Source organism: Solemya pervernicosa gill symbiont (genome assembly GCF_002020875.1).
Taxonomy (GTDB): domain Bacteria; phylum Pseudomonadota; class Gammaproteobacteria.
In genome coordinates this window covers 1-21,711 of record NZ_MPRL01000065.1, presented here as the reverse complement: position 1 = coordinate 21,711, position 21,711 = coordinate 1, and the positions used below count along the sequence as shown (strand labels likewise).

20 protein-coding genes and 1 pseudogene are annotated in these 21,711 nt (G+C 53.0%); 9 read left to right on the top strand and 12 right to left on the bottom strand.

The annotated features are described in order from the left end of the window. Positions 1-152 precede the first annotated feature (152 nt). From BOW52_RS13485 to BOW52_RS13455, 7 genes are all read left to right on the top strand, one after another. Positions 153-509 carry a type II secretion system protein gene (locus tag BOW52_RS13485; RefSeq protein WP_078484606.1) on the top strand — a complete coding sequence of 119 codons (357 nt, stop codon included), beginning with the start codon at positions 153-155 and terminating at the stop codon, positions 507-509. A 264-nt stretch (positions 510-773) separates the two neighbouring features. Next, positions 774-2,603, top strand: coding sequence for an O-antigen ligase family protein (locus BOW52_RS13480; RefSeq protein ID WP_078484605.1), 1,830 nt, complete (start codon positions 774-776; stop codon positions 2,601-2,603). A gap of 6 nt (positions 2,604-2,609) precedes the next feature. Then, the gene (locus tag BOW52_RS17775; RefSeq protein ID WP_078484604.1) at positions 2,610-3,080 is read left to right on the top strand and encodes a prepilin-type N-terminal cleavage/methylation domain-containing protein; all 471 of its coding nucleotides are present in this window, start codon (positions 2,610-2,612) and stop codon (positions 3,078-3,080) included. Then, positions 3,080-3,526, top strand: coding sequence for a prepilin-type N-terminal cleavage/methylation domain-containing protein (locus BOW52_RS13470; RefSeq protein WP_236725749.1), 447 nt, complete (start codon positions 3,080-3,082; stop codon positions 3,524-3,526). The genes BOW52_RS17775 and BOW52_RS13470 overlap by 1 nt, the downstream gene beginning before the upstream one ends. 7 nt (positions 3,527-3,533) lie before the next feature. Beyond that, the gene (locus tag BOW52_RS13465) at positions 3,534-4,349 is read left to right on the top strand and encodes a PulJ/GspJ family protein (protein ID WP_078484603.1); all 816 of its coding nucleotides are present in this window, start codon (positions 3,534-3,536) and stop codon (positions 4,347-4,349) included. Beyond that, the gene (locus BOW52_RS13460) at positions 4,346-4,801 is read left to right on the top strand and encodes a Rossmann-fold NAD(P)-binding domain-containing protein (RefSeq protein WP_078484602.1); all 456 of its coding nucleotides are present in this window, start codon (positions 4,346-4,348) and stop codon (positions 4,799-4,801) included. Before BOW52_RS13465 ends, BOW52_RS13460 begins: the two co-directional genes overlap by 4 nt. A gap of 21 nt (positions 4,802-4,822) precedes the next feature. Beyond that, a complete protein-coding gene (locus BOW52_RS13455; protein ID WP_078484601.1) occupies positions 4,823-7,783 on the top strand; it encodes a DUF6701 domain-containing protein in 2,961 nt (986 codons plus the stop codon). Between the two features lie 121 nt (positions 7,784-7,904). Here BOW52_RS13455 and ntrC read toward each other — a convergent pair whose 3' ends face one another. From ntrC to BOW52_RS13430, 5 genes are all read right to left on the bottom strand, one after another. Continuing rightward, the gene (gene ntrC / locus BOW52_RS13450) at positions 7,905-9,323 is read right to left on the bottom strand and encodes a nitrogen regulation protein NR(I) (protein ID WP_078484600.1); all 1,419 of its coding nucleotides are present in this window, start codon (positions 9,321-9,323) and stop codon (positions 7,905-7,907) included. Continuing rightward, positions 9,316-10,386 carry a nitrogen regulation protein NR(II) gene (gene glnL / locus BOW52_RS13445; protein ID WP_236725748.1) on the bottom strand — a complete coding sequence of 357 codons (1,071 nt, stop codon included), beginning with the start codon at positions 10,384-10,386 and terminating at the stop codon, positions 9,316-9,318. Before glnL ends, ntrC begins: the two co-directional genes overlap by 8 nt. 293 nt (positions 10,387-10,679) lie before the next feature. Further along, complete coding sequence (locus tag BOW52_RS13440) at positions 10,680-13,520, bottom strand: class I adenylate cyclase (protein ID WP_078484598.1); 2,841 nt, start codon at positions 13,518-13,520, stop codon at positions 10,680-10,682. Between the two features lie 131 nt (positions 13,521-13,651). After that, entirely contained in the window at positions 13,652-14,026 is a 375-nt protein-coding gene (locus tag BOW52_RS13435; RefSeq protein ID WP_078484597.1) for a nucleotide pyrophosphohydrolase, read from the bottom strand. A 48-nt stretch (positions 14,027-14,074) separates the two neighbouring features. Beyond that, on the bottom strand, positions 14,075-14,920 hold the full coding sequence (locus BOW52_RS13430) for a M23 family metallopeptidase (RefSeq protein WP_078484596.1): 846 nt from the start codon (positions 14,918-14,920) through the stop codon (positions 14,075-14,077). Positions 14,921-15,077: 157 nt separating this feature from the next. Here BOW52_RS13430 and BOW52_RS13425 point away from each other — a divergent pair, with 157 nt between their 5' ends. Then, positions 15,078-16,610: a SulP family inorganic anion transporter gene (locus BOW52_RS13425; RefSeq protein WP_078484595.1), complete on the top strand. Its 1,533-nt coding sequence runs from the start codon at positions 15,078-15,080 to the stop codon at positions 16,608-16,610. 26 nt (positions 16,611-16,636) lie between these two features. Here the strand turns inward: BOW52_RS13425 and BOW52_RS13420 are convergent, their stop codons facing one another. The 3 genes from BOW52_RS13420 to BOW52_RS13410 are packed head-to-tail and all read right to left on the bottom strand — an operon-like array spanning position 16,637 to position 18,231. Next, entirely contained in the window at positions 16,637-17,020 is a 384-nt protein-coding gene (locus BOW52_RS13420; RefSeq protein WP_078484594.1) for a cupin domain-containing protein, read from the bottom strand. Continuing rightward, entirely contained in the window at positions 16,965-17,312 is a 348-nt protein-coding gene (locus BOW52_RS13415; RefSeq protein ID WP_078484593.1) for a hypothetical protein, read from the bottom strand. The genes BOW52_RS13420 and BOW52_RS13415 overlap by 56 nt, the downstream gene beginning before the upstream one ends. A gap of 4 nt (positions 17,313-17,316) precedes the next feature. Continuing rightward, entirely contained in the window at positions 17,317-18,231 is a 915-nt protein-coding gene (locus tag BOW52_RS13410; RefSeq protein WP_078484592.1) for a glycosyltransferase family 2 protein, read from the bottom strand. A 163-nt stretch (positions 18,232-18,394) separates the two neighbouring features. Here BOW52_RS13410 and BOW52_RS17455 point away from each other — a divergent pair. After that, positions 18,395-19,258, top strand: a pseudogene (locus BOW52_RS17455) (ATP-grasp fold amidoligase family protein). Between the two features lie 22 nt (positions 19,259-19,280). On the opposite strand, the gene BOW52_RS13395 reads toward BOW52_RS17455, so the two are convergent. The 4 genes from BOW52_RS13395 to BOW52_RS13380 all read right to left on the bottom strand — a co-directional run. Next, the gene (locus tag BOW52_RS13395) at positions 19,281-19,535 is read right to left on the bottom strand and encodes a DUF2164 domain-containing protein (RefSeq protein WP_078484589.1); all 255 of its coding nucleotides are present in this window, start codon (positions 19,533-19,535) and stop codon (positions 19,281-19,283) included. Positions 19,536-19,596: 61 nt separating this feature from the next. Beyond that, a complete protein-coding gene (locus tag BOW52_RS13390; protein WP_135622409.1) occupies positions 19,597-20,145 on the bottom strand; it encodes a hypothetical protein in 549 nt (182 codons plus the stop codon). Between the two features lie 169 nt (positions 20,146-20,314). Then, positions 20,315-20,719, bottom strand: a complete 405-nt coding sequence (locus tag BOW52_RS13385) for a rhodanese-like domain-containing protein (RefSeq protein WP_236725747.1) — start codon at positions 20,717-20,719, stop codon at positions 20,315-20,317. A gap of 404 nt (positions 20,720-21,123) precedes the next feature. Next, on the bottom strand, positions 21,124-21,711 hold a 588-nt coding region (locus BOW52_RS13380), incomplete at its 5' end, for a ferritin family protein (protein ID WP_172840351.1).

The following is a 21,711-nucleotide window of genomic DNA, read 5'->3' as shown; positions in this document are numbered from 1 at the left end:
TCGGGGCGCCGCAGGCATAAACGGTCGCGTTAAGTATTTGCCGCTTGCTTGGGCTTGGATGCCCAAAACAAGCTTCCGCAAAAATAGCGACTCCCCGATCAAGATAACAAATTAAGATATATAGAACCCAAATAGGGCTGGGAGAGATGAGGATGAGAAGAGCAAGTGGTTTTACCCTGATCGAGCTGATCATGGTTATCGTAATATTGGGAATTCTGGCAGCAACAGCACTGCCAAAGTTCGTCGATCTGAGCGATCAGGCGGAGCAGGCATCGATAGATGGAGTTGCTGGAGCGCTTAGCTCGGGAACGGCCATTAACTATGCTGCATGTAAAGCGGATCATGCCGATTGCACAACCGTTGCTGATTGTGATGATGCAGCGGGTACCATGCAGGATATTCCTACCGGCCTGACTTACGCTGGTACAGCACCCGATTGCACAGTAACAAGTGCCTCGGGTTATTCGTCGAGCTATCGCAGTATTGCAATCACTGATCCTTCACCTTGATCTAGTGAATCTTCGAATTTAAAAGGGGCCGAAAGGCCCCTTTTTTGATGTTGAAACGATCGCTGACCGCCATGGATAGCGAAGCGAAGGCGGTTAGTCCGCGATAGTCTCGGGGCGCCGCAGGCATAAACGGTCGCGTGAAGTTTTTGCTGTTTGCTTGGGCTTGGATGCCCAAAACAAACTCTCGCAAAAATAGCGACTCCCCTAATTGTTACGAATATAGTGCATGGCACATTGTTAGGTCTTTGAGAAAACACTCTATTGATGCAGTTTAAAGACAGATTAATTAATGTGAGGCCTAACGAGTGGATCGCTTCGGCACTCATTTCATCAAAGGGCTATTTTCCCGCCTCAATTCTTGCAAATCTAAAATATCCACTTGTCGCTTTCATGGCTTTGACTGTGTGGATTGCCATCTCGGTGTTGTGGAGTGTTGCGCCATCCACAACATACCTTTTGATGGCGCTGCCAATGGCGATGCTATTTTCCATGATATTCGGTGCATCTATGTCTGTCGGCCTGAGGTCATTGCTGGCGTATCTGTTGATGGTTTGTGGCGTTCTGCTTGCGGTTTTAAGTGTTTTTCAAACGGTTATTTTAGATGCAGGCCGCCCGACAGGGTTGTTTATTAATACAAACAGTAACGCGGCGCTGATGAGTCTGATGGTGTTGCCGGTTATATCGTCCTTCTTTTCTGAAGGATCCCTCAGAAAGGATGTTGTCAAAGGCATAGTGATTACCCTTTTGACGTTAACCATCTTTCTTTGCCAAAGCCGGGGAGCGCTTCTAGGGTTAACGATTGCTCTACTCTTTGTTTTTTATGTTTTAAGAGAGGTGAGCTTTAGAAAAAAAATAGCACTGATCATATGTCTGGCTGTCGGGTTTGTTGCTGCGGAATTGATTCAAAAACGCTCGTTGACCGATCGTATTGAACAGACCGTCGTTGCCGTGAACACAACTGCAACGACAGCGCTTTCAGATCGAACCGATATCTGGAATGCTGCGTGGGAGATGTACAAGGCGCGCCCATATGTTGGCTCAGGATGGGGAACGTTCTGGGCCTCCTATCCGTCGCACAAGAAAAATGAGGAGAGATCGGCAGGTCAGCACGTCCATAATGACTATTTGGAGATGCTGGTCGAGCTCGGTCCTGTTGCTGTCATTCTGCTAGCTATTGCTGCGACTCTGCTGTTCAAACAGGCAGCGAGAGTTCTAAGAATAGACAAACAGACCCGTTATGAAGCTGCTGGTATCTATGCGGCAGTCTTGGCCGTATCAATACATAGCCTGTTTACATTTAATTTCTATCTGATTTCAATTCTGATAATTGTATGCCTCTATATCGGCTGGTTGACCGGATATGAACGTGGCGCGCCACTGATCGGTATTGCTTCTGAAGGTAAAAGCATCGTGAGTGATAGTGGTCAGCTAATAAGTTACGTAATTATTTTTCTAGCGGTGACATGGCTGACTCTGTTAACCATTAGCGAATACCGGCTGAATAATATTAATGATAGCGACAACGCGGGTGAGGCGATCCTCAAAATCAGTGAGGCTGGTAAGCTGTTTCCGTTTACAGATCGGCCAGAGATTTTAATAGCCAGACAGATCGATAGGGCACTGAGAGAGCAGAGTGTCACTATTGACAATAGAGATCGTGTGATTGAGTTTGCACTTGTGCAGCTAGAGCGGGCAGAAGAGAAGTTTCCGATTAGATGGGAGAACTATTTTTATCGGGCTCAGTTAATGAGAAATTCAACAAAAGCGTATTCAGTTGCGGTTATTGAGCATAACTTTCAACGGTCACTGGAAAATAACCCGGCCTATCTCCCGGCGCGGTTAAACTATGCCGACTATCTGGAGTCGCTGGGTCGCGGTGCAGATGCATTCAAGCTGCTTGAAGATGGGTGGGGCCGTTACTACTATGAGAGTACAGTCAATATTGAGAGTTATCTGGAAAAAATAGTTAGTGGTAGAGTCGAGGCAGGCCATGTTGCGGAGGCGCACAAGGCTGAGCAGCTGTTAGAGAAAATCAGAATGAGGATTGGGAAGAGAAGAGGAGAGTTTGTTAACTTCGTGGCGAAGCTTCCGTAATACGATATGAAAATGTGTGTAATACAAAACAGAGGGTTCTCTCTCATAGAGTTGATCATGGTTATAATTCTCCTTGGAATTGTAGCTGTTGTGGCAGTTCCAAGACTGCCATCAATCACAGATTTTGATGAAATGGGTTTCTTTGATGAACTGGTAGGTGCGGCGCGTTATGGACAGAAGCTGGCAATCGCGACCAACTGCAAGGTAGAGCTGGAGGTGACGGCTTCGAGCTATGCGCTCTCGATGCCTAGCAGCGTTGGTAACTGCTTTGCCTTATCACCAACCTTCTCAACCGATGTGCCTCACCACTCGGCATCCGGGCAGTACAGCAATGCCGCCCCGAGCGGTGTTTCGATCTCCAATCCTGCCACGATCGTTTTTGATGCATCGGGTGGTACCAGTACCAGTCACACCTTCTCTATTGATGGTCGCTCCTTTACCGTGCATGCCACCAGCGGTTATGTGGAGAGACTGTAGTGAGGCGTTCTCTGCATCAAGGTGGCTTCACGCTGGTTGAGACGATCATGGCGATCGTGATTATCTCGATTTCGGTGGTGGGTGTGTTGAAGGTGATGGACTACACCACTATGCATAGCGCCGACCCAATGGTGCAGACACAGGCGGTGGCAATTGCCGAGGCCTATCTCGAGGAGATCCTCTCGAAGTCGTATGACGATCCGGACGGAAGTGATGGTGAGTCGGCACGCACTAGCTTCGATGATGTCGACGACTACAACGGCGTATCCGATTCAACCCCGGTCAACAGTCTCGGAAGCCCCATAACATCGCTTTCGGGATACAGCGTGGCGGTAAGTGTCGCGACCGAAACGGTGAGTGGTGCAACGATGAAATGCGTCGATGTGACAGTCTCACATGCAACCGGACTATCTATTGATGTGAGTGGTTATCGTGGCAGCTTCTAGTCTGACAATGAGGCGCTGTGCAGGCTTTACCCTGATCGAGATGATCATGGTGATCATTATCACTGGAATTATTGCCACTGTGCTGGCGGGGGTGATCAAGCGTCCGATCGATGGTTATCTCGATCTGACACGCCGTGCCGAGCTGGTCGATGCCGCCGATTCAGCGCTCAGACTCATCGCGCGCGATATTCGTCGAGCACTGCCCAACAGTGTGCGAGTCGATTCAACAGGGCCATCGCTGGAGATGATCAACACCGTCGATGCGGTGCGATATCGCCTCGGCCCACCCGGAAATCAGAGCAAACGTCTCCGCTTCAATCCCGATGATGACGAGTTCAACACCATCGGTGAGTTCACCAATCTCACTCCGCCTGTAACCAGTTCAACCGACTATCGGCTGGTGATCTACAACCTGGGAATCTCAGGGGCGAGTGCCTATGAGAATGCCAATGTCATTACCCCGGCGGCCACCCAGGTCACCATTACCGACGATGGAACAAGTGACCACATTGCGCTGAGCAGTGCCTTTCAGTTTGCCTTCGAGTCACCACGCCAGCGTCTCTATGTGGTCGATGCATCACCGGTCAGCTATATCTGTGACACCGCCAATGAAACGCTACGCCGTTATGCCAGCTACTCCATCGGTTCAACGCAGCCCTCGGGCAGCAGCGTGGTGGTGACCAAACATCTGACAGCGTGCTCCATCAGTTACGATGCAGGCTCTACCGGTCAGGCCGCGCTGGTGACCCTCTCGCTAACACTGAGTGATGGAGGTGAGAGCGTCACCATGCTCCATCAGGTGCGGGTGGATAACGTGCCATGATGAAGTCTAATCAACAGCAAGGCTTCTCACTGATCGGTGCCATCTTTCTGATGGTAGTGCTTGCGGCAGTGGGTGGTTACATGGTCAGCATCAGCAGTGGTTTCCATATCTCGGGTGCTAATGCCGTTGAAGGTTCGCGTGCCTACTACGCTGCAAAGGGTGGTCTGGAGTGGGCGATCAGCGAACTTGAGCTCGACAATGCTGCAGTCAACTCAGCAACGGTCTGCAGCGGTACTGTCGATGGTCAGGTGACAAACTACGGCTCCGGTGCGCTCGATGGGTTCAGTGTTCAGTTAAGCTGTAGCTCGAGTAGTTATACTGAAACACCTAACACCTACTCGATCTTCATTGTCGAGGCGCGCTCCTATAAAACAGCGCTGGGAGTAAGCGCGATCGGGTCGCTGGGATATGTCTCGCGCTCGATGAAGGCTAAAGTTACAGATGCACCATAGGGTGTTGGCGGGAGTTCAGAGATGCGGTTGTTAAAGATTTCACTGCTCATAACGTTGGCACTATTCTATTCAGGCCAGATCTCTGCCGATGATTGCGATGCGTTTACCTCGCTTTCCGGTTACGGAATCATCGGTGAAGATGATTTTAGCTACGGTAACAATTCGACTATCAACACTATCGACATAACCGGTGATACGGGAAATACACCGACGCCGTTGGGTGTAATGGAAACGGTCGATGAGTACTTTCCAGATATTGATCCATCAACATTTCCATCCACTGGGGGTAGTGACCTTGAGTATCCGAGCAGTGTATCGGCGGGCAGCTATGGAAAGGTCATACTAAAAGGAAACAGTACCACCACGTTTTCGGGTGGATACGATGTCGGTGGGACCGGTGGAACCTATATCTATGAGCTTGAGTTTAAACAGAAGAGTGGTAGAGGGGCCACAGCCTCGATGGCCCCCGGTGACTATTTCATCGAAAAACTTTCCATGGCCAACAAGTCCAATATTATCGTCACCGGTAGCGGTCAGGTACGGCTCTATATCAAGGAGTCTTTTCAGGCGGGTAATGAGGCCAAGCTGAATGCTGGTGGAAATGTCGAAGACTTTATTATCTTTCTCTACGACAGTGCTTCGCTGCAGGTCGGTAATGGAAACTCTGGGCACTCTGATGCTGACTTCTCTGGAGTGATCTATACACCCTACGATACGACTAGTATCCAGTTCGGCAACAACAACGACATTCAGGGAGCGATCCTCAGCGAAGGTAGCGTTGAGGTCGGAAGCAATACCGATTTCGATTACAGCTCCAGTGTGCAGGAATCAGTACTTGATGCCTTCGGTTGTGAGGCGACTGCATCGGTTGATCACTACGCCATCACACACGCCGGTGTCGGTGTCACCTGTGAGGCGGTGGTGGTCACGGTAACCGCGCACGATGCCTCACACGCCGAGGTTGCACCAGCTAACGGAACCGAAATCACCCTGACCACCTCGCCACTGGTCGATAGCGGTAGCGGATCGACCTACACCTTCACCGGCACCGAGACGTCGACCACCTTCTATCTGACCGAGACCACCGCAACCACCTCACCTCACATCAATATCAATGTGACCGACGGCACGGCGAGCGAGGATGCCAGCGAGGATCCGGCACTGCAGTTTGTCAATACAGCGCTGCTCTTCAGTAGCACTACAAGCCAGACCTCCTGCGAGAACTCTGCGACCATGACGCTACGTGCAATCCGTACCGATGATTCGACCGGTGCCTGCGTGGCGCGTGTGACGGGCGATCTGGCAGTCGACATGGCCTACGCCTGTGTCGATCCGACCACATGCCATGGTGACAAGAACGACGCGGTGACGATCCGTGCCCTCGATACCGACGGCACTACGCTACTCAACAGTGGTTCGATCGCCGATAATCCCGATGACTCGGTGAGTGACTACATCAGCCGCACCCTGCGTTTCGATGGCTCGGGTGTCGCCAACTTCACCGCCAGTTATAGCGATGCCGGTGAGATTGCTCTCCATGCACAGTTAAGCTTGGCGGCGAGTAGCCCAGACCCGGCGATCACGCTCAGCGATAGCTCAGAGAGCTTCGTGGTGGCACCGGAGAGTTTCAAGGTCGAGTCGTTCAAGAGCGATGGCACCACCGCACTGAATAACAGTGGTAGCTCGGGTGCACCGAGCCAGGTGGCGGGCGACGCCTTTCAGCTCAAGGTGGTGGCGCAGTGCAGTGACGGTACGGTGACCAAGAACTACGCCTGGGATACCGACATCAGCGCCGTGGCACCCTCATCACCCGACACCGGTTCGGGCGGTACGCTCGGCAACGTCTACTTCAGTAGTGACGACACCAAGGTCTATGGCGATGCCGGTACCACCACGAGTGCATCGGCCTCAGACTTTAGTGACGGTGTGGCACTGCTGACCAACGCACGCTACAACGAGGTCGGCAGTGTGACCTTTCAGGCCAATGCCAATGATTATCTAGGTGACACTTCAGCCGACACGGTGGGTACCACCGCTACCGAGGTTGGGCGTTTTATCCCCGATCGCTTTATCCTCTCGGCACCGACGCTGACCAACCGCTCGGATCTGGCACCGACGATTCCCGCAGACTTCACCTATATGGATGAGGCATTGGAGCTCGGTTTCACGCTTACTGCTGTCAATGCACAGGGAGAGACAACACAGAACTACGAAGGGAGTTACGCGAAGCTCAATCCCACATCAAGCGGTTCGCTCGGCCTTGCGGCTTACGATCCAGTTGGTGGTACCGACATGAGCTCAAGGCTCGATATCGGTGTTTCGAGCGGTAGCTGGAGCAGCGGTTCGGCCACTATCAGCGCCGAGGTGGCAATATCAAGGCTGGCATCACCCGATGGAATATTTGAAGGTCTGCAGTTTGGCGTTATCCCAGGCGATAGCGATGGCGTGACGCTCGATAGCACCACGCTCGATCTCGATGTGGATGGCGATACAACTAACGACCACGCCGAGATCGGCGATACCGACATCCTCTTCGGACGACTCAACGTGCTCGATACAACAGGCCACGAATCGCTGCCGCTGCCGATCACGCTACAGGCGGAGTACTTTGACGGCAGCGGTTTCGTCACCAACGATCGGGACGACTCCTCGCTCTACAACTCGACCTATGGCGAACTCGATAACTACACCGATAATCTACCCACCACTAGTGGTGAGCCGACCCTGAGTGGTAGCGGTACGCTGAGCGACGGAACGGGTAGCGGCATGAGTCTATCGGCACCGGGTTCGGGCAATACCGGCAGCGTCGATCTCGAGTACTGTCTCGAGACCTGCACCAACGGGACGGGTGGGGCGGGACTCGGCTATCTGCAGTATGACTGGGATGGTGACGGCAGCCATGATGATAACCCGACCGGCACCGCACGCTTCGGTATCTACACAGGTAGTGATCGTCAGATCTATATCGAAGAGATCTACTAGCCTGTTACTCGAGTGGAAACAAAAAGGGTGGACAACTCTGTTGTCCACCCTTTTTTATCGATCTGGCAGTTACTGAGGTACCGGAGTCGGTATCGACTCCGGTACCTGTTGGACAAACCGGCTAGGCGCTCTCTTCGTTACCGTCCATCCCCAGCTCCTTGAGCTTGCGCGTGAGGGTATTGCGCCCCCAGCCGAGGCGCTTGGCCGCATCCTGACGACGCCCACCCGTCTCGCGCAGTGCCGCATCGATCAGGGTGCGCTCAAAGGCGGGCACCGCCATATCAAGAAGATCCGATTCACCGGCCGCCAGATGCAGGTCGGCCCAACGCTGTAGCGCACCGATCCAGTCATTACTGTTCTCGTCACCGCTGGTATCGTGGCGTAGCTCGGGTGGCAGGTCATCCATATGGATCTCGCGACCTGAGCCCATCACGGTCAGCCAGCGGCAGGTATTCTCCAGCTGGCGTACGTTGCCGGGCCAGTCGATCTGCGACAGGTAGCGATCCACCTCAGGGCGCAGCAGCTTCGCCTCAACATCGAGCTCCTTGGCGGCGCGTGCCAGAAAGTGTTGGGCGAGACGTGGAATATCCTCACGCCGGTCACGCAGTGAGGGGATGTGAATACGAATGACGTTGAGACGGTGGAACAGATCCTCACGGAAGTGGCCCTCGCGCACTCGTTGCTCCAGATCCTGGTGGGTGGCGGCGATGATGCGGACATCGACCTTGATCGATGTGTGGCCACCGACGCGGAAGAACTCGCCCTCGGCGATGACGCGCAGCAGGCGTGTCTGCAGCTCGGCCGGCATATCACCGATCTCGTCGAGGAAGAGGGTGCCACCATCGGCCTGTTCAAAACGTCCCTGGCGTGAACCCTGAGCGCCGGTGAAGGCACCGCGTTCGTGACCAAACAGCTCTGATTCAAACAGATCGCGAGGAATTGCTGCCATATTCAGTGCAATAAACGGTTTGTCGGCGCGTGGGCTGTGACGGTGCAGTGCTGCTGCGACCAGCTCCTTTCCGGTCCCCGACTCACCGTTGATCAATACCGTGATGTTGGAGCGGGTCAGGCGACCGATGGCCCGAAACACCTCCTGCATTGCTGGGGCTTCACCGATAATCTCGGTGCTCTCCTGGGGGGCAAGGGCCGATTCTGAAGCGGTGCTCTGGCGAGCATGCTCCACAGCGCGTTCTACCAGAGCGACTGCCTCATCGACATCGAAGGGTTTTGGCAGGTACTCAAAGGCTCCGCCCTCGTAGGCGGACACGGCGCTATCGAGATCGGAATGTGCGGTCATAACAATCACCGGTAGATTGGGATGGCGCTCACGGATACGCTGCAACAGTTCAAGGCCATCGATACCGGGCATGCGGATGTCGGTGATGATCGCATCGGGGGTATTTGCTTCCAGCTCCGTCTCGATGGTGGTGCCATTCTCAAAGCTGGTGACCTGCATGCCCTCCTGGCTGAGTGCGCGCTGGAGTACCCAGCGGATGCCGTAGTCGTCATCGATTACACAAATGTTTTTCTGATCACTCATTGTCCGGCTCCAGTGGCAGCAGCAGTGTAAAGATGGTGTTGCCGGGCTCGCTGGTGCACTCGATGAGCCCGTGGTGTTGGTTAATAAGAGTCTGGGCGATAGAGAGTCCCAGCCCGGTACCCTCGGCGCGTCCTGTCACCATCGGGTAGAAAATGCTCTCCAGCAGCTCGGGAGCGATGCCCGGGCCGTCGTCGACAATATCGAGACGAATCACTAGTTTGTGGCGCTTCTGACCAATGGTGAACTGGCGCTGGATGCGGCTGCGCAGGGTGATGGTGCCACGTTCACCCAGTGCCTGTACGGCGTTGCGCACGATGTTGAGTAGTGCCTGCAGCAGCTGGTCGTTATCACCGATCATATCGGGCAGGCTGGGGTCGTAGTCGCGTTCGATCTTGATCGATGCGGGGGCCTCCGCTGCAACCAGGGTGCGAACCCGCTCGAGGATCTGGTGGATATTGACATCCTGCAGACGCGGCAGCTGGTTGGGTCCCAGCATCCGGTCGACCAGGTTTTTCAGTCGGTCGGCCTCCTCAATGATGATGGTGGTGTACTCCTTCAGCTCAGCGCTGTTGAGTTCACGCTCGAGAAGCTGCGCGGCACCGCGCAGTCCACCGAGCGGGTTTTTGATCTCATGGGCCATGCCACGCACCAGTGCACTGGTGGCGTTGTGCTGCACGATCAGGTTCTCTTCGCGGCTGATACGCAGGTGGCGATCGAGCAGTAACCACTCGACCAGTAGCATCGGTTGCTGATTCGGTTCCTGCATCGGGGTAACGATGCAGTCGACGGTGACCTGGCGTTTACCCGCGATCACTAGCGGTAGTTCACGTTCGCTAAAGGATTGGTCGTTGGTCAGTGCCTGGCGCAGGCTCTCATGGATATGGGTGTAGCCGGGCAGTAGTGACTCGAGCGCCATGCCGATCGCTTTACGTGCGCTGACACCGAAGAGGTTCTCGCCGGCGGGATTGATATAGGTGAGGCGCATGTCGCTATCGAGCGCCATCATCGCCACCGTCAGATTCTCGGTAGCGCGAAATGCGATCTCACGTGATTGTTCGTCCATCTCTCCCATGCACTCCTATTTAGCAAGAAACAAACCAGTCGGTGCGATCCATGGCCCTAAAAGCTATATTGTTTAAATATCCAAGATAAACAATGAGTAACAGCTGTTGTCCGGTTGAATTAGTGCCTAATAGGCAAGATCGCATGACTTGCTATGCACAATAGTAGTGCATTCCGCTCTCAGGTCTATGGTGATCTGTTCAGTAATGGTGCATGGGCTGTCGTTAAACGAGAGCGAGGAGTGAATGGGGTGTAGCGGGCGCTGGTGCTGAAAAGCGTCTCTCTTCTGCCCGATTAGAGGGCGTTGAGTGCCTGGTTGAGTCGCTCTTCGATGCGTTTTTTGTGGTTGAGATAGTGAATTGTCTGCAGTGAGTCGACACCGCTATCGCTGATCATCGCCTTTGAGATGTCGATATCGGTGATGTAGATCGGGTAGCCCTCACCGCTGCTGCGCCGATCAAAGATGTCGCGTGCCACCTCCTGAAAGAGGGCGTCACCGTGTTCCAGGCTGGAGAACTCACGATCGTCACAGTAGATGGTAAAGACGGGGCGATCATCCATCAGGTCGCCGATTACCTGTACGTTGAAGTAGCGATGAACGCCGGCAGAGTGCGGTACCTTGCGTGGTTCAAGCCGGAATTCGCCGGTATTGGTGTTCTTGACGATCTGGTAGAGCGAGACATCACCCTGGAAACCGGCCTCGCCGGTCTGCTCACTAATCATGAAGCTGAGACGTGGCAGTACCGTATCGAAGAACCACTGGTATTGAGTGAGCAGTGTGGCGCTGTCGTGGAAGGGAAGCTCCTGGTGGAACAGTGAACCGCGCTCATCGAGCACATAGATCTCAGCGGTTCCATCGTGGACCTGATAGAAGAACTGCACTGCGTTGCGTTTGTTGGCCTTGAACAGCAGCGGTAGTGGCGACTCCTTCAAGGTGTAGCGGTCGACGATGATCGGGCTGAACTCGGATTGTGTGGCTGAGAGTGCGCGCAGCAGGTCGTCCACCAGTCCGGCTGACTCGAAGGTGAGGCGGTCGTTCTTGGCGCTGAGGATGTAGAAACGATCCTTAATGCGCAGGATGTAGCGTGAGTTGGTGACGCTTCCTGGTGAGAAATAGCACTCCGAGACGTCGTGGTAGAGGTGTTCGATACGACGTGCGATCGAGTTACCGCGTGCAGATGAGAGCGAGTAGACCGAGATCGATGCCGGTGGTTCGTTGGCGGAGATCGGAGAGTTCTCAAAATATTTACACAGGCTTCGCAGCACTGCAGTGTTGCCGCTGGCCCGATAGGTATGCACCTCCTGCCAGCTATTAACGGTGATCTGGTCGAAGTGTAGCGCCAGGTTCTCCCAGGTGGCACCAAAGCTGAGCGCATCGGTACGGCCAGTGGTCAGGTGGGAGCCCATCAGGTGGGTGGTTGCGAGCGGATCGAAGCCGATGTTCACAAACAGTGCAGCGGCACGCACCTGTGCCGGTTTGGCCAGGTCGTCGAGGTCTGATTTGGGTAGCTTGCCCTTGGGGAAGTTGCGCGAAAACGCCTCAATGGTGGCACGTAGCTCCTTCTCGGTCAGGTGGCTTGATTCGGTCTGTACAGTGAACATCGTGCGCCGGGTAACGATATGGTTGAAGTGACACCAGGCGAGCAGTTCGAGCAGACTGCTGGCGCGTTTAACGGGTGTGTCAGCTAGCCGTGCCGTGCCAGGCAGGGTGAGATAGAGTGACCAGGTGTGGAGACCCTTATCGTCGCAGTTCTGCTGGAAGGTGAGGTGAGGTTCGCTCAGATCTTCTGAGATACCAGGATTGACCAGTTCAACCTTGCCCGCCTTACGCTCCAGGGCGGCATAGATCTTTCGCCCCAGGATATTGAGATCTGAAGGATTGATGTGGGCATCGTCGGCATGCTCACGGATCAGTGCCGAGAGCATGCGATAGCTGAGAGTCAGTTCGTCGACCAGCATCTTGCGCTCCTTGAGCACCTGGTCGATCTTCCACTCCGGGCGTGAGTCGAGCAGAACAACATGCCCTTCGCCCCATCCCCAGTCCTGGGTGATCTCGCGTAGCAGTTCATGGCGCCACGTCTTGGCGTGGCGGTGGTGAGTGAGCGGTAGGTCGACCTTAAAGTAGAAGCAGCGGCGTGCCAGCTCGCGACGATCCCCCTCCATCTCCAGATACTCAGCCACCTTCTCATACATCATCACATAGGGGTCAAGATCATCAAGGCTGGTGACGTTTTCAAATACGGCGCGTTTGTAACGCAGGCTGAGTAGATCGATGTTGGGGTGTTCGTTGGCGTAGGCCTCCATCACCAGGATCTTCAGTACCGACTTATAGGGAGAGTCGATGCCCTTGAAGAGCTGCCAGAGTGCGGCACCGATGAACTCCTCCGCAGGGATTCTGCTCAGACCACCAAAATCGATCACATCGTGCTCTTTTACAAATCGCTGGCGTAGCAGCATCTGTGTGTAGTTGTCGTAGTCGTGCTCATGTTCGGGTGGGACCAGCCACCAGATCGGAATCCGACCGGCGATGTGCAGGCCGGTGCGGTAGAACTCATCAAGCAGCAGGTTGTGCTGAGCACTACCGCTGCTCTCCTTAGAGAGTTCAGACTTCTCACCACTACGGAACTTCTCGGCATCCATGAGGAAGAAGTGGACCTCAAGCCCCAGTGTCTCTGCCCACTTCTCAATCGCCTCCGCCTTCTGTTGCAGTTCGGCAATCTGTGTTTCGCTTAGATCGGGGGTGTAACAGAGCCAGAAGTCGAAGTCGCTTTTGTCGGAGTAGGCGATGGTACCGCTACTGCCCATGACGAAGATCGACTGAATGTAGGGGCGCAGCAGGGCGCGTCGTTTGTGTTCAAAGCCTTTGAATAACTTCTTGGTGGAGCCGACGATCGCTTTGGTGGGCTGGAAATCGTAGACGCCCGCGGGAGTCTCTTTAGAAATATAGCCGGGGAGTAGAGGGTGGTTGATATGAAACAGCAGCGGCAGAATATCGATAAAGGGCTGCTGGCGTGACCTCAGCGCATCTCGGAGTCGCTGTAGTCGCGAGATATTAAGCAGCTGAAAGCGTTGACGGACGGCCTTGTAGTCGATCGTATCGCCATCGCGCAGCTTCTTTTTCTTCAGGGTGCTCATCGATTTGGCTGTGAGGTCTCTCTGCGCAGGCCACTATGCGTAATCCGTGCATGTAGGTGCTACTTAATTAGGCGTTCAGAATACCGGGCTTTAGATAGGGGCGCCACAAAATCCATGTTATTAGAGGGCTATTACAGGTCGTACTCTTCGGCGCGCTTGGCGCTGCCACTTACCTTCTCAACGGGGTAACGTGATTCGTTGATTTCCACCTTTCGCCAGGCGGCCTTGAGCAGGTCGATGTCGAGTCGTTCAGCGGTGCGGATCAGGTAGATCAGAATGTCGGCCAGTTCGAGTGAGACCTCCTCGTGCTTCTCCTCGGAGAGGTTGTAGCTCTGCTCTTCAGAGAGCCACTGGAAGTGTTCGACCAGTTCGGCGGCCTCGGCAATCAACGCCATTGAGAGATTCTTGGGCGAATGGAACTGTTCCCAGTCACGATCGCGGGCGAAGCGGGTCAGGCGCTCGTTGAGCTGTTCAATGGAGTCGTTATTGGTATTCGTATCAGTCATATCGATGTTTTTCGCTCATTATGGGTATTAATTGATCTAATGAGCGTGTTAAGACCGGGGTTTGCAGGCGTAGGGCCAGATCACCTTGGTCTCTACCGGGACCGTCTCACCTGTGGTGAGGCGGTAGGGGATCGTGACCTTTTTCTCACCGCGAGGTAGATCGGCCAGCGCTCTGGAGTCGAAGGGTTCTCCGCGATAGAGGGCCATCAGATCGAGCCACTTTCCCTGGTCGGGAATAAAGCTCCTACGTTTTTCGTACCGATCATTGGGGCTGGTAAAGAGTGCGAGATGGAGGTGGGAGTGGCCGCTGGCGCCGTAGTAACCCCCCGTGGTGCCGGTGGTACCGGTATTGCCGACCGTGTCGCCCATGTTGAGTCGATCCCCCACCTTGTAGTCGGGCAGTTGCTGGAGGTGTTTGTACTGTGAGTAGCTCCAGAGCGGTAGGCCGGTCTGTTCCGGCGAGTGCTGCAGGATCAGCGCAAGGCCACCGATATTGGCACCCTCGCTCACTTCAACCACGGTACCAGCGGCAACGGCCAGGATCGGTGTTCCCTCCGGTATTGGTATATCGCTACCGCTGTGGTGACCGTGAAAGAAACGTTGTGAACGTCGGCTACCATCACCACGGGTTGTGGCTGCAAAGGGTGAGTCGATATCGGGGCAGTCGGCGTTGGCGGGATAGATCGGTTTCAAGCCCGTCTCAACCAGGCCACCCGCTTTAATCTGACTGTAGCTGGAACCCATCGGGCTGAAGGGGTGATTGATCTCCATCTTTTTGCCGCCCTCTTCGGAACGGAACTTGCCCTTCATGCCACCACCGCCGCCGAAGGGTTTGAAGCCGGTGAGTAGCAGTGCACTAATAATAAGGAGAAGGGTGGTTGATCGTCTGCCCATGCGAAATCCTGTTTGCCTGAGTGAATTGGAGTCGACTATTACCCACACGCGCCTCTGTTTCAATCGTTGGCCGAGTGGTGCAGCTTTTTAAGAGCGGTCTAATTTGCTAATATTCGCGCCCATTTGCTGTTATCTAGAACCCATCTGAGGCCTTCCGATGATTTTCAATTTCGAGTGCACCGAACACGGCTGCCCCAAGAACGATATTCTCTCCGGCCTGACCGTCGCCCTGGCGCTGGTCCCGGAAGCGGTCGCTTTTGCATTCGTCGCCGGTGTTGAGCCGCTGGTGGGCCTCTACGCGGCCTTCATGGTTGGGCTGATTACCGCCATCATCGGCGGCCGTCCTGGCATGATCTCAGGTGCTACCGGTGCACTGGCCGTGGTGATGGTCGCGCTGGTGGCGCAGCACGGTGTTGAGTACCTCTTCGCCGCCGTGGTGTTGATGGGCCTGATTCAGATTGGCGTCGGTATACTCCGACTCGGTAAGTTTATTCGTATCGTTCCCCACCCGGTCATGCTCGGCTTTGTTAATGGCCTGGCGATTGTCATCTTCCTCGCCCAGCTTGAGAGCTTCCAGGTCAAGGACGCAGCGGGTGTGTCGTCCTGGCTTGAGGGGGAGATGCTCTGGTTAATGCTGGGTCTGGTGGCACTGACCATGGCGATCATCCAATATCTGCCGAAGTTGACCAAGGCGGTTCCCTCGTCACTGGCAGCGATCATCGTGGTCTCACTGATCGTAATCGGCTTCGGGCTGGAGAGTCGCACCGTCGGTGACATGGCATCGATTGCAGGTGGGCTGCCCGAGTTCCACATCCCGATGGTTCCCTTCACCCTTGAGACACTCTGGATCATCCTCCCCTACTCGGTGATCTTTGCTGCCATCGGCCTGATCGAGTCACTGCTGACCCTGACCCTGATCGACGAGCTGACCGAGACCCGCGGTCGCGGCAACAAGGAGTGTGTCGGACAGGGCGCGGCCAATCTCGCCACCGGTTTCTTCGGCGGTATGGGCGGTTGCGCGATGATCGGCCAGAGCATGATCAACATTAACTCCGGTGGTCGTGGCCGCCTCTCTGGTATCACCGCCGCCATCTCGCTGCTGATATTTATCCTCTTCGCCTCTGGCCTGATTGAGATGATCCCGCTGGCAGCGCTGGTGGGCGTCATGTTCATGGTGGTCATCGGCACCTTCGAGTGGTCGAGCTTCCGTATCATGGGCAAGATTCCACGCGCCGATGCCTTCATCATTATTCTGGTTTCGGGCGTCACCGTGGCGACCGACCTGGCGATTGCGGTCGTGGTTGGTGTCATCGTCTCAGCGCTGGTCTTTGCCTGGGAGCACGCCAAGCACATTCGTGCGGAGATCACCGAGGGGGCGATGGGCTCCAAGATCTACGATCTGCACGGTCCGCTCTTCTTCGCCTCGGTGAAGAACTTCCAGGACCTGTTCGATCCGAAAAACGATCCCGATGACGTGGTGGTGGAGTTTAAGAATTCCAAGGTAATGGATCACTCCGCGATTGAGGCGATCGATACCCTCGCCGAGCGTTACATGAATGCCGAGAAGCGCCTCCACCTGCGACACCTCAGTGCCGAGTGTCAGATGCTATTGAGCAAGGCGGGTGATCTGGTTGAGGTCAACGTGATCGAAGATCCGAAATACCACGTAGCGGATGATCGCCTCGCCTGAGGCTGTCTCAATACAGAGAGGCCTGACTACTCCTGCTTGGGATTAGATCGCAGGCGACGTCGTTCAGAGTTCTCACCCCAGGTATAGGGAATCTCGAGCGCATCGTGTTGCAGGCGATAGTGGTCGGGGTCTTCGTAGTTGTAAGGACGGGTTGGGAAGTTGAGCATGATGGCATCAGTGGTGCCGAGGTTATGCATACCATGCCAGACGCCGGGTGGGATGAGCAGGAAGGCGGGGCGCGCATCGCCAGCAATATGTTCCTGCAGCGTTCCATGAGTCGGACTATCTTCACGGCCATCAAAAAGTACAATCTTCAAATGTCCCTGGCTGACGAAGAGTCGATCGACGGCGAGCTTATGGCAGCTCCAGGCACCAATCGCACCGGGAAAGAGGCGTGCGCTGACCGCCATGGATAGCGAAGCGGGGCGCCGTAGGCATAAACGGTCGCGTTAAGTATTTGCCGCTTGCTTGGGCTTGGATGCCCAAAACAAGCTTCCGCAAAAATAGCGACTCCCCGGACTGGTAGATCTGAGCGACAGGAACACCACTGGGATCCCACTCGGGTCGGAAGATCTCGGTCAGCACACCGTGGTCGCGCGGCACGTGCAGCACTTCCTTGGCAATAACCCCCTCTATCGGCTTTGAGAACTTCTGCCAATCTGAAGTGATCATTTGCATATCTTTGACGGCTGAGTCAAACATGGTGCTACTCCCGTTTTGATGATTGTCTGGGATTCAGATCCTTATAGATCTGAGACTGCTCAATGAGATTGAGTGGTCTCCCAAAAATCTTGCTGAGTTTGTTAAGGAGGCGGAGTTTAAAAAAAGATTGATAGCGCCGCCGCTTAAATTGTAGAGCGAGCGATTTTAACTTCTCGCCGTTTGAATCGATCTGGCTAAGTTCGATGTAACACTTGGCGAGCTCAACGGCCTCGAGTTCAGGCTCGCTGCTGATACGATCGTACCAATAGTGCTGCTCATCACAGCTTCTAAGTTTATAGACATTCCTTCTACAGGCAGCAGGTATCTTAAGTGCAGAGAGCCGGGGCACATTAACAAATTTCTTTCCCGCATCTGCAGCGCGTTGAATCAGTTCGGAGTCGGGGCTTTGCTTGAGCTCTCTGTGCAGTCGCCACGCGCCAATATCATCAATCAGTGAGCGTCGGTGTAACACGGAGGATGGTGGAATCCACATGCCCGTGATGTAGGAGACAGAGATTGGGAGTAGATGGTGCAGCCCCTCTTTCTCAGCAATAGAGAGTGTCAGAGTGTAACTCAGGTCGAAGCCCGTTTCGAGCGCATCAACGGAAGACTGTAGATGATGCGGAAACCAGAGGTCATCGTGTCCAAGGTAGGCGATATACTTTCCACGTGCGTTGGAGATACCGATATTGTTGGGTTCCGCTTGATGGCCGTGGTTGTGATCGAGACCGATCCATTTAACCCGTGGATCATCGAACCCTTCAACAACGGCCTGAGAATCATCGGTACAGCCGTCTCCTACTACCAGAACCTCAAAGTCGGTAAAGGTTTGGCTCAATACAGAGCTGATCGCGTAGGCAAGCGCATTGCTACGATTGTAGGTGGCGATGACAACAGAGACGAGAGGTGGCTGGCTCATGGTGTTTTCGTGTGTCGGTGAGTGATCTGTTTATAGTAACCGGAAACAGTGGTGAGCAGCAGTGGAGAAAACGATGGCTACTAGGTCGTGCAAATAGCGAGCATCAAGATTCAATGGAATATGAAACGATCGTTAAAGAGATGAGAGCGTTTTGAAAAAGATAGTGGCAAAACTCAGAGAGAGTTTCTTTAAGCACTGCTTAACCCGACGATATATCAGTGATCGTTTTTATGAGTATCACGGCTATGCGCTGAATCTGAAAAACCCACGAACGCTCTCCGAAAAGCTTCACTGGATAAAAGCCAACCACGATCTAAGGCAACTATCGCGCTATGTCGATAAAGAGAAGGTCAGGACCTTTGTGGAAGAACGGGTGGGTTCAGAGTTGTTAGTGCCGGTGATCGGTCTCTATGATCGCTTCGAGGAGATCGATTTTGATACGTTGCCCAGCAGCTTCATGTTAAAGACAACCCACGGTAGCGGTTGGAATATCGAGGTAAAGTGTAAAGAGACGATTGACTGGCCTGCTACGGGTAGATGAGTGAACGCATGGCTAAAACGCTGTTACGACTCAAAGATTAGGGGCGAGGGTCAGTACCGAGGTATCAAGGGCCGCATCATCATCGAGAAGTATCTACGAGAAGAGGAGACTGATTTTCTCGATTACAGGATCTACTGTTTTTCAGGAGAGCCATTGCTTTTCCACGTAAGTATCGATGGCCCCGGTGGTGACTACTACCGTATCTATAACACTGAGTGGAAAGAGATCCCGAAAACGGATCTTGAGGCAGACCGAAAGACGCCGAAGATTGAGAGACCAGACAACCTGGGTGAGCTGTTAGAGATAAGTCGAAAATTATCCCAGGATTTTCCCTTTGTGCGAGTCGACCTATACGGCGTGCTTGGGAAAATCTACTTTAGTGAATTGACCTTCACGCCGAGCAACGGTTTGATTGTGCCAGATCCGGTCAAAATTGATCGGTTATTAGGGGATGCGCTCGATTTGGGTCTCTATAAGAGTGTCTAAGACGTTCAGCAAGCGATGAAATCTATTTTTGATAATCGGTCGGTTTTTCAAGATCGAAGATGGAGCCTGAAATTTCATCAACCTTTAGTGCCATCAGTGCTTGTGCATCATAAACACCACGATTGTAAAAATATGAACCGATCTCAGTAGCAAAAAAGTCGATAAGAAATTCGGCCTCAAAACCACCGATCTCCTGATCGAGCTCCTCCCTGAAATAGAGCTTCACCTTCTGCGCTATCTGCTGCTTCTCTTCTGGAGAAAATTTAATCTCACTCACAGGAGTCTCGATATGGTTGTTTAAAATACTCAGATCACTTTACCATATTGTTGGTGTTCGACTAATCCTCATCACCAGGCATGTCACGGTACGCTACTTCGCCGACCTCGAAGCCTGTAATATTCAGTGATGCCAGAAAGTTGTGATAGCCATCAAGGGAATCGTAGGGGCCATGAATTCCTTGCATCGCTGTCCACTTGTCACCAGTTCCGAAATCCATAATGTAGAGTTTTTTATTGTAGTTAAACGCCGTAACCCAGTGGTGCGGTGGTCCGTCATTGTTCCATATAAAGACCCATCGAGCATTGTGGGCAGGGTCTATTTTGTTGAGGCTTTTTAGAGCGAAGTTAGCAGAGTCACCGCACCAGCCACTACTGTTTCTCTCAAATAAATTAGTAGGGTTCCTGACAACAAGTGATGTTGGCCCATCGGTCTTGAGAATTGTTGCGATCATTCTCTGCCGGCTTGTGTCGAATGTGAAGTTACTGTTCAACCAGTTGCCGACATCCTCGTGTGATTTCCAGGATGAGATGGCTTCATCATATGGAGATGCAGAGACAGAGTTAAATAATAGAGTGATAGTTATTAGCGCAATTATCTTTCTAAGCATAGTGATAATTCTCATTATTGTTTTAAAATTGATCGACAGGAGTATGCGTGGCTTATTTATTAAGGCATGTGAAAAGTAGATATAAATCACATCATAGATAGTGCTGGCTCCTCGGCCTCAATTATGAATGAGGTCGAGGAGAGGGTCTTATTGTCCCTTGCGTATCGAGTTATTCGACAGGGTGTCCAGCACCTTTCCAGCCAGGGAAGCCTTCACGATAGTACTTTACGTTGCTCCATCCCCAGCCCACAGCCTTTTTGGAAGCGCCCGCAGCACGTTTACAGAAAACGCCATCGCAATAGAAAACAACGGGTGCATCTTTTCCAGCAACGGACGCCAAATCATTTTTTTTGAAAGATTTGACATCCAGATTATGTGCTTTTGCGATATGACCCTTTCCATATGCTTTTGCGCTTCTGACATCGACAAAGGGCACGTTGTCGTCAAACAGTGCTTTTGCAGCCGCTGTGTCGACCGTAACGGCGCCATCTATTGTCTCTGGCGATGAGCCAGCACTTGTAGCAAAGGGTGAAAAGGCAAGCAGTATAAGAAAAAATGTAGAAATCTGTTTCATTTGATAATGTCCTTATAGTTTATTTTTGTTAGAGGTAACTACTATCACGATGTGACAATATATGACATCCAAAATGCGGTCAAGGTAAGGAGCCCAGTAGTGATTTGGTAAATGATCAGTATTGTTTTTCTACGATCTTTCGAAGTGTGTTTGAGAGAATGCTTAGAATATGTGGAGTCAGATGAAACTAACCCTCATTTTACGTGATGCTGAGCGCCTCGAGAAACCGAGGTCTGAACACAGTATTAGCCAATATTAAAATTAAATGTGCTCTGAGCCCGTTTTTCTGTTTTTCTTAATAATGTTGATTAAATGTAACCGGCTCAGAGAGATTGGTCCCTGAGTCGGTATTCGCATGTGATTATCCATAGGTTCTTCGGATTATCACGTATCGGTCCATGCTTTTATGATGTGGGTATGAGGTTGCTAAGTTTTAGAATTCGATCGCGCTGTTCTCTGATGATCTGCTTCTCCATCTCTTCGGATACGTAAGCCATATGCCCCCGCTCTTCGAAAGCCATCTCCATAAATAGTTTGGCGCTCTGTGGACATTTGCTCATACGAGAGAGGCGGGCGTAGAGGTCTAGTGCCTGCGCTTCGATCGCCAGACTGATGCTGAAGATATCGATCGTGCTCTCAATTTTTGAAACAACGTCTGTGATTGAGAGGTTATTGGAATCACACCCCTCAATATAGTTGTTGGCCATCGTATCAATTCTCGCCGGATCGAACGTACCTCGGTCGGTGGATGCATAGGCCTGCAGGAGCCTCTCTTTGTGTAGATCCTCAAATGAAGCGAGTTTGTGAAAGACTGCTTGCAGGTGTGATCGCTGTTCACGCCTCTCCAGTTCAATATAGAAGCGCTGCAGTCCATCCTCCATGGCGTAGGCCAGGTTCCAGGCATCCTTGAAGTCGGCACCCTCGGGCAAGATATTCAGATTTAGATCGTAGTCGCCACATGCCTTAATACCGAGCCAATCCATAATATGGGT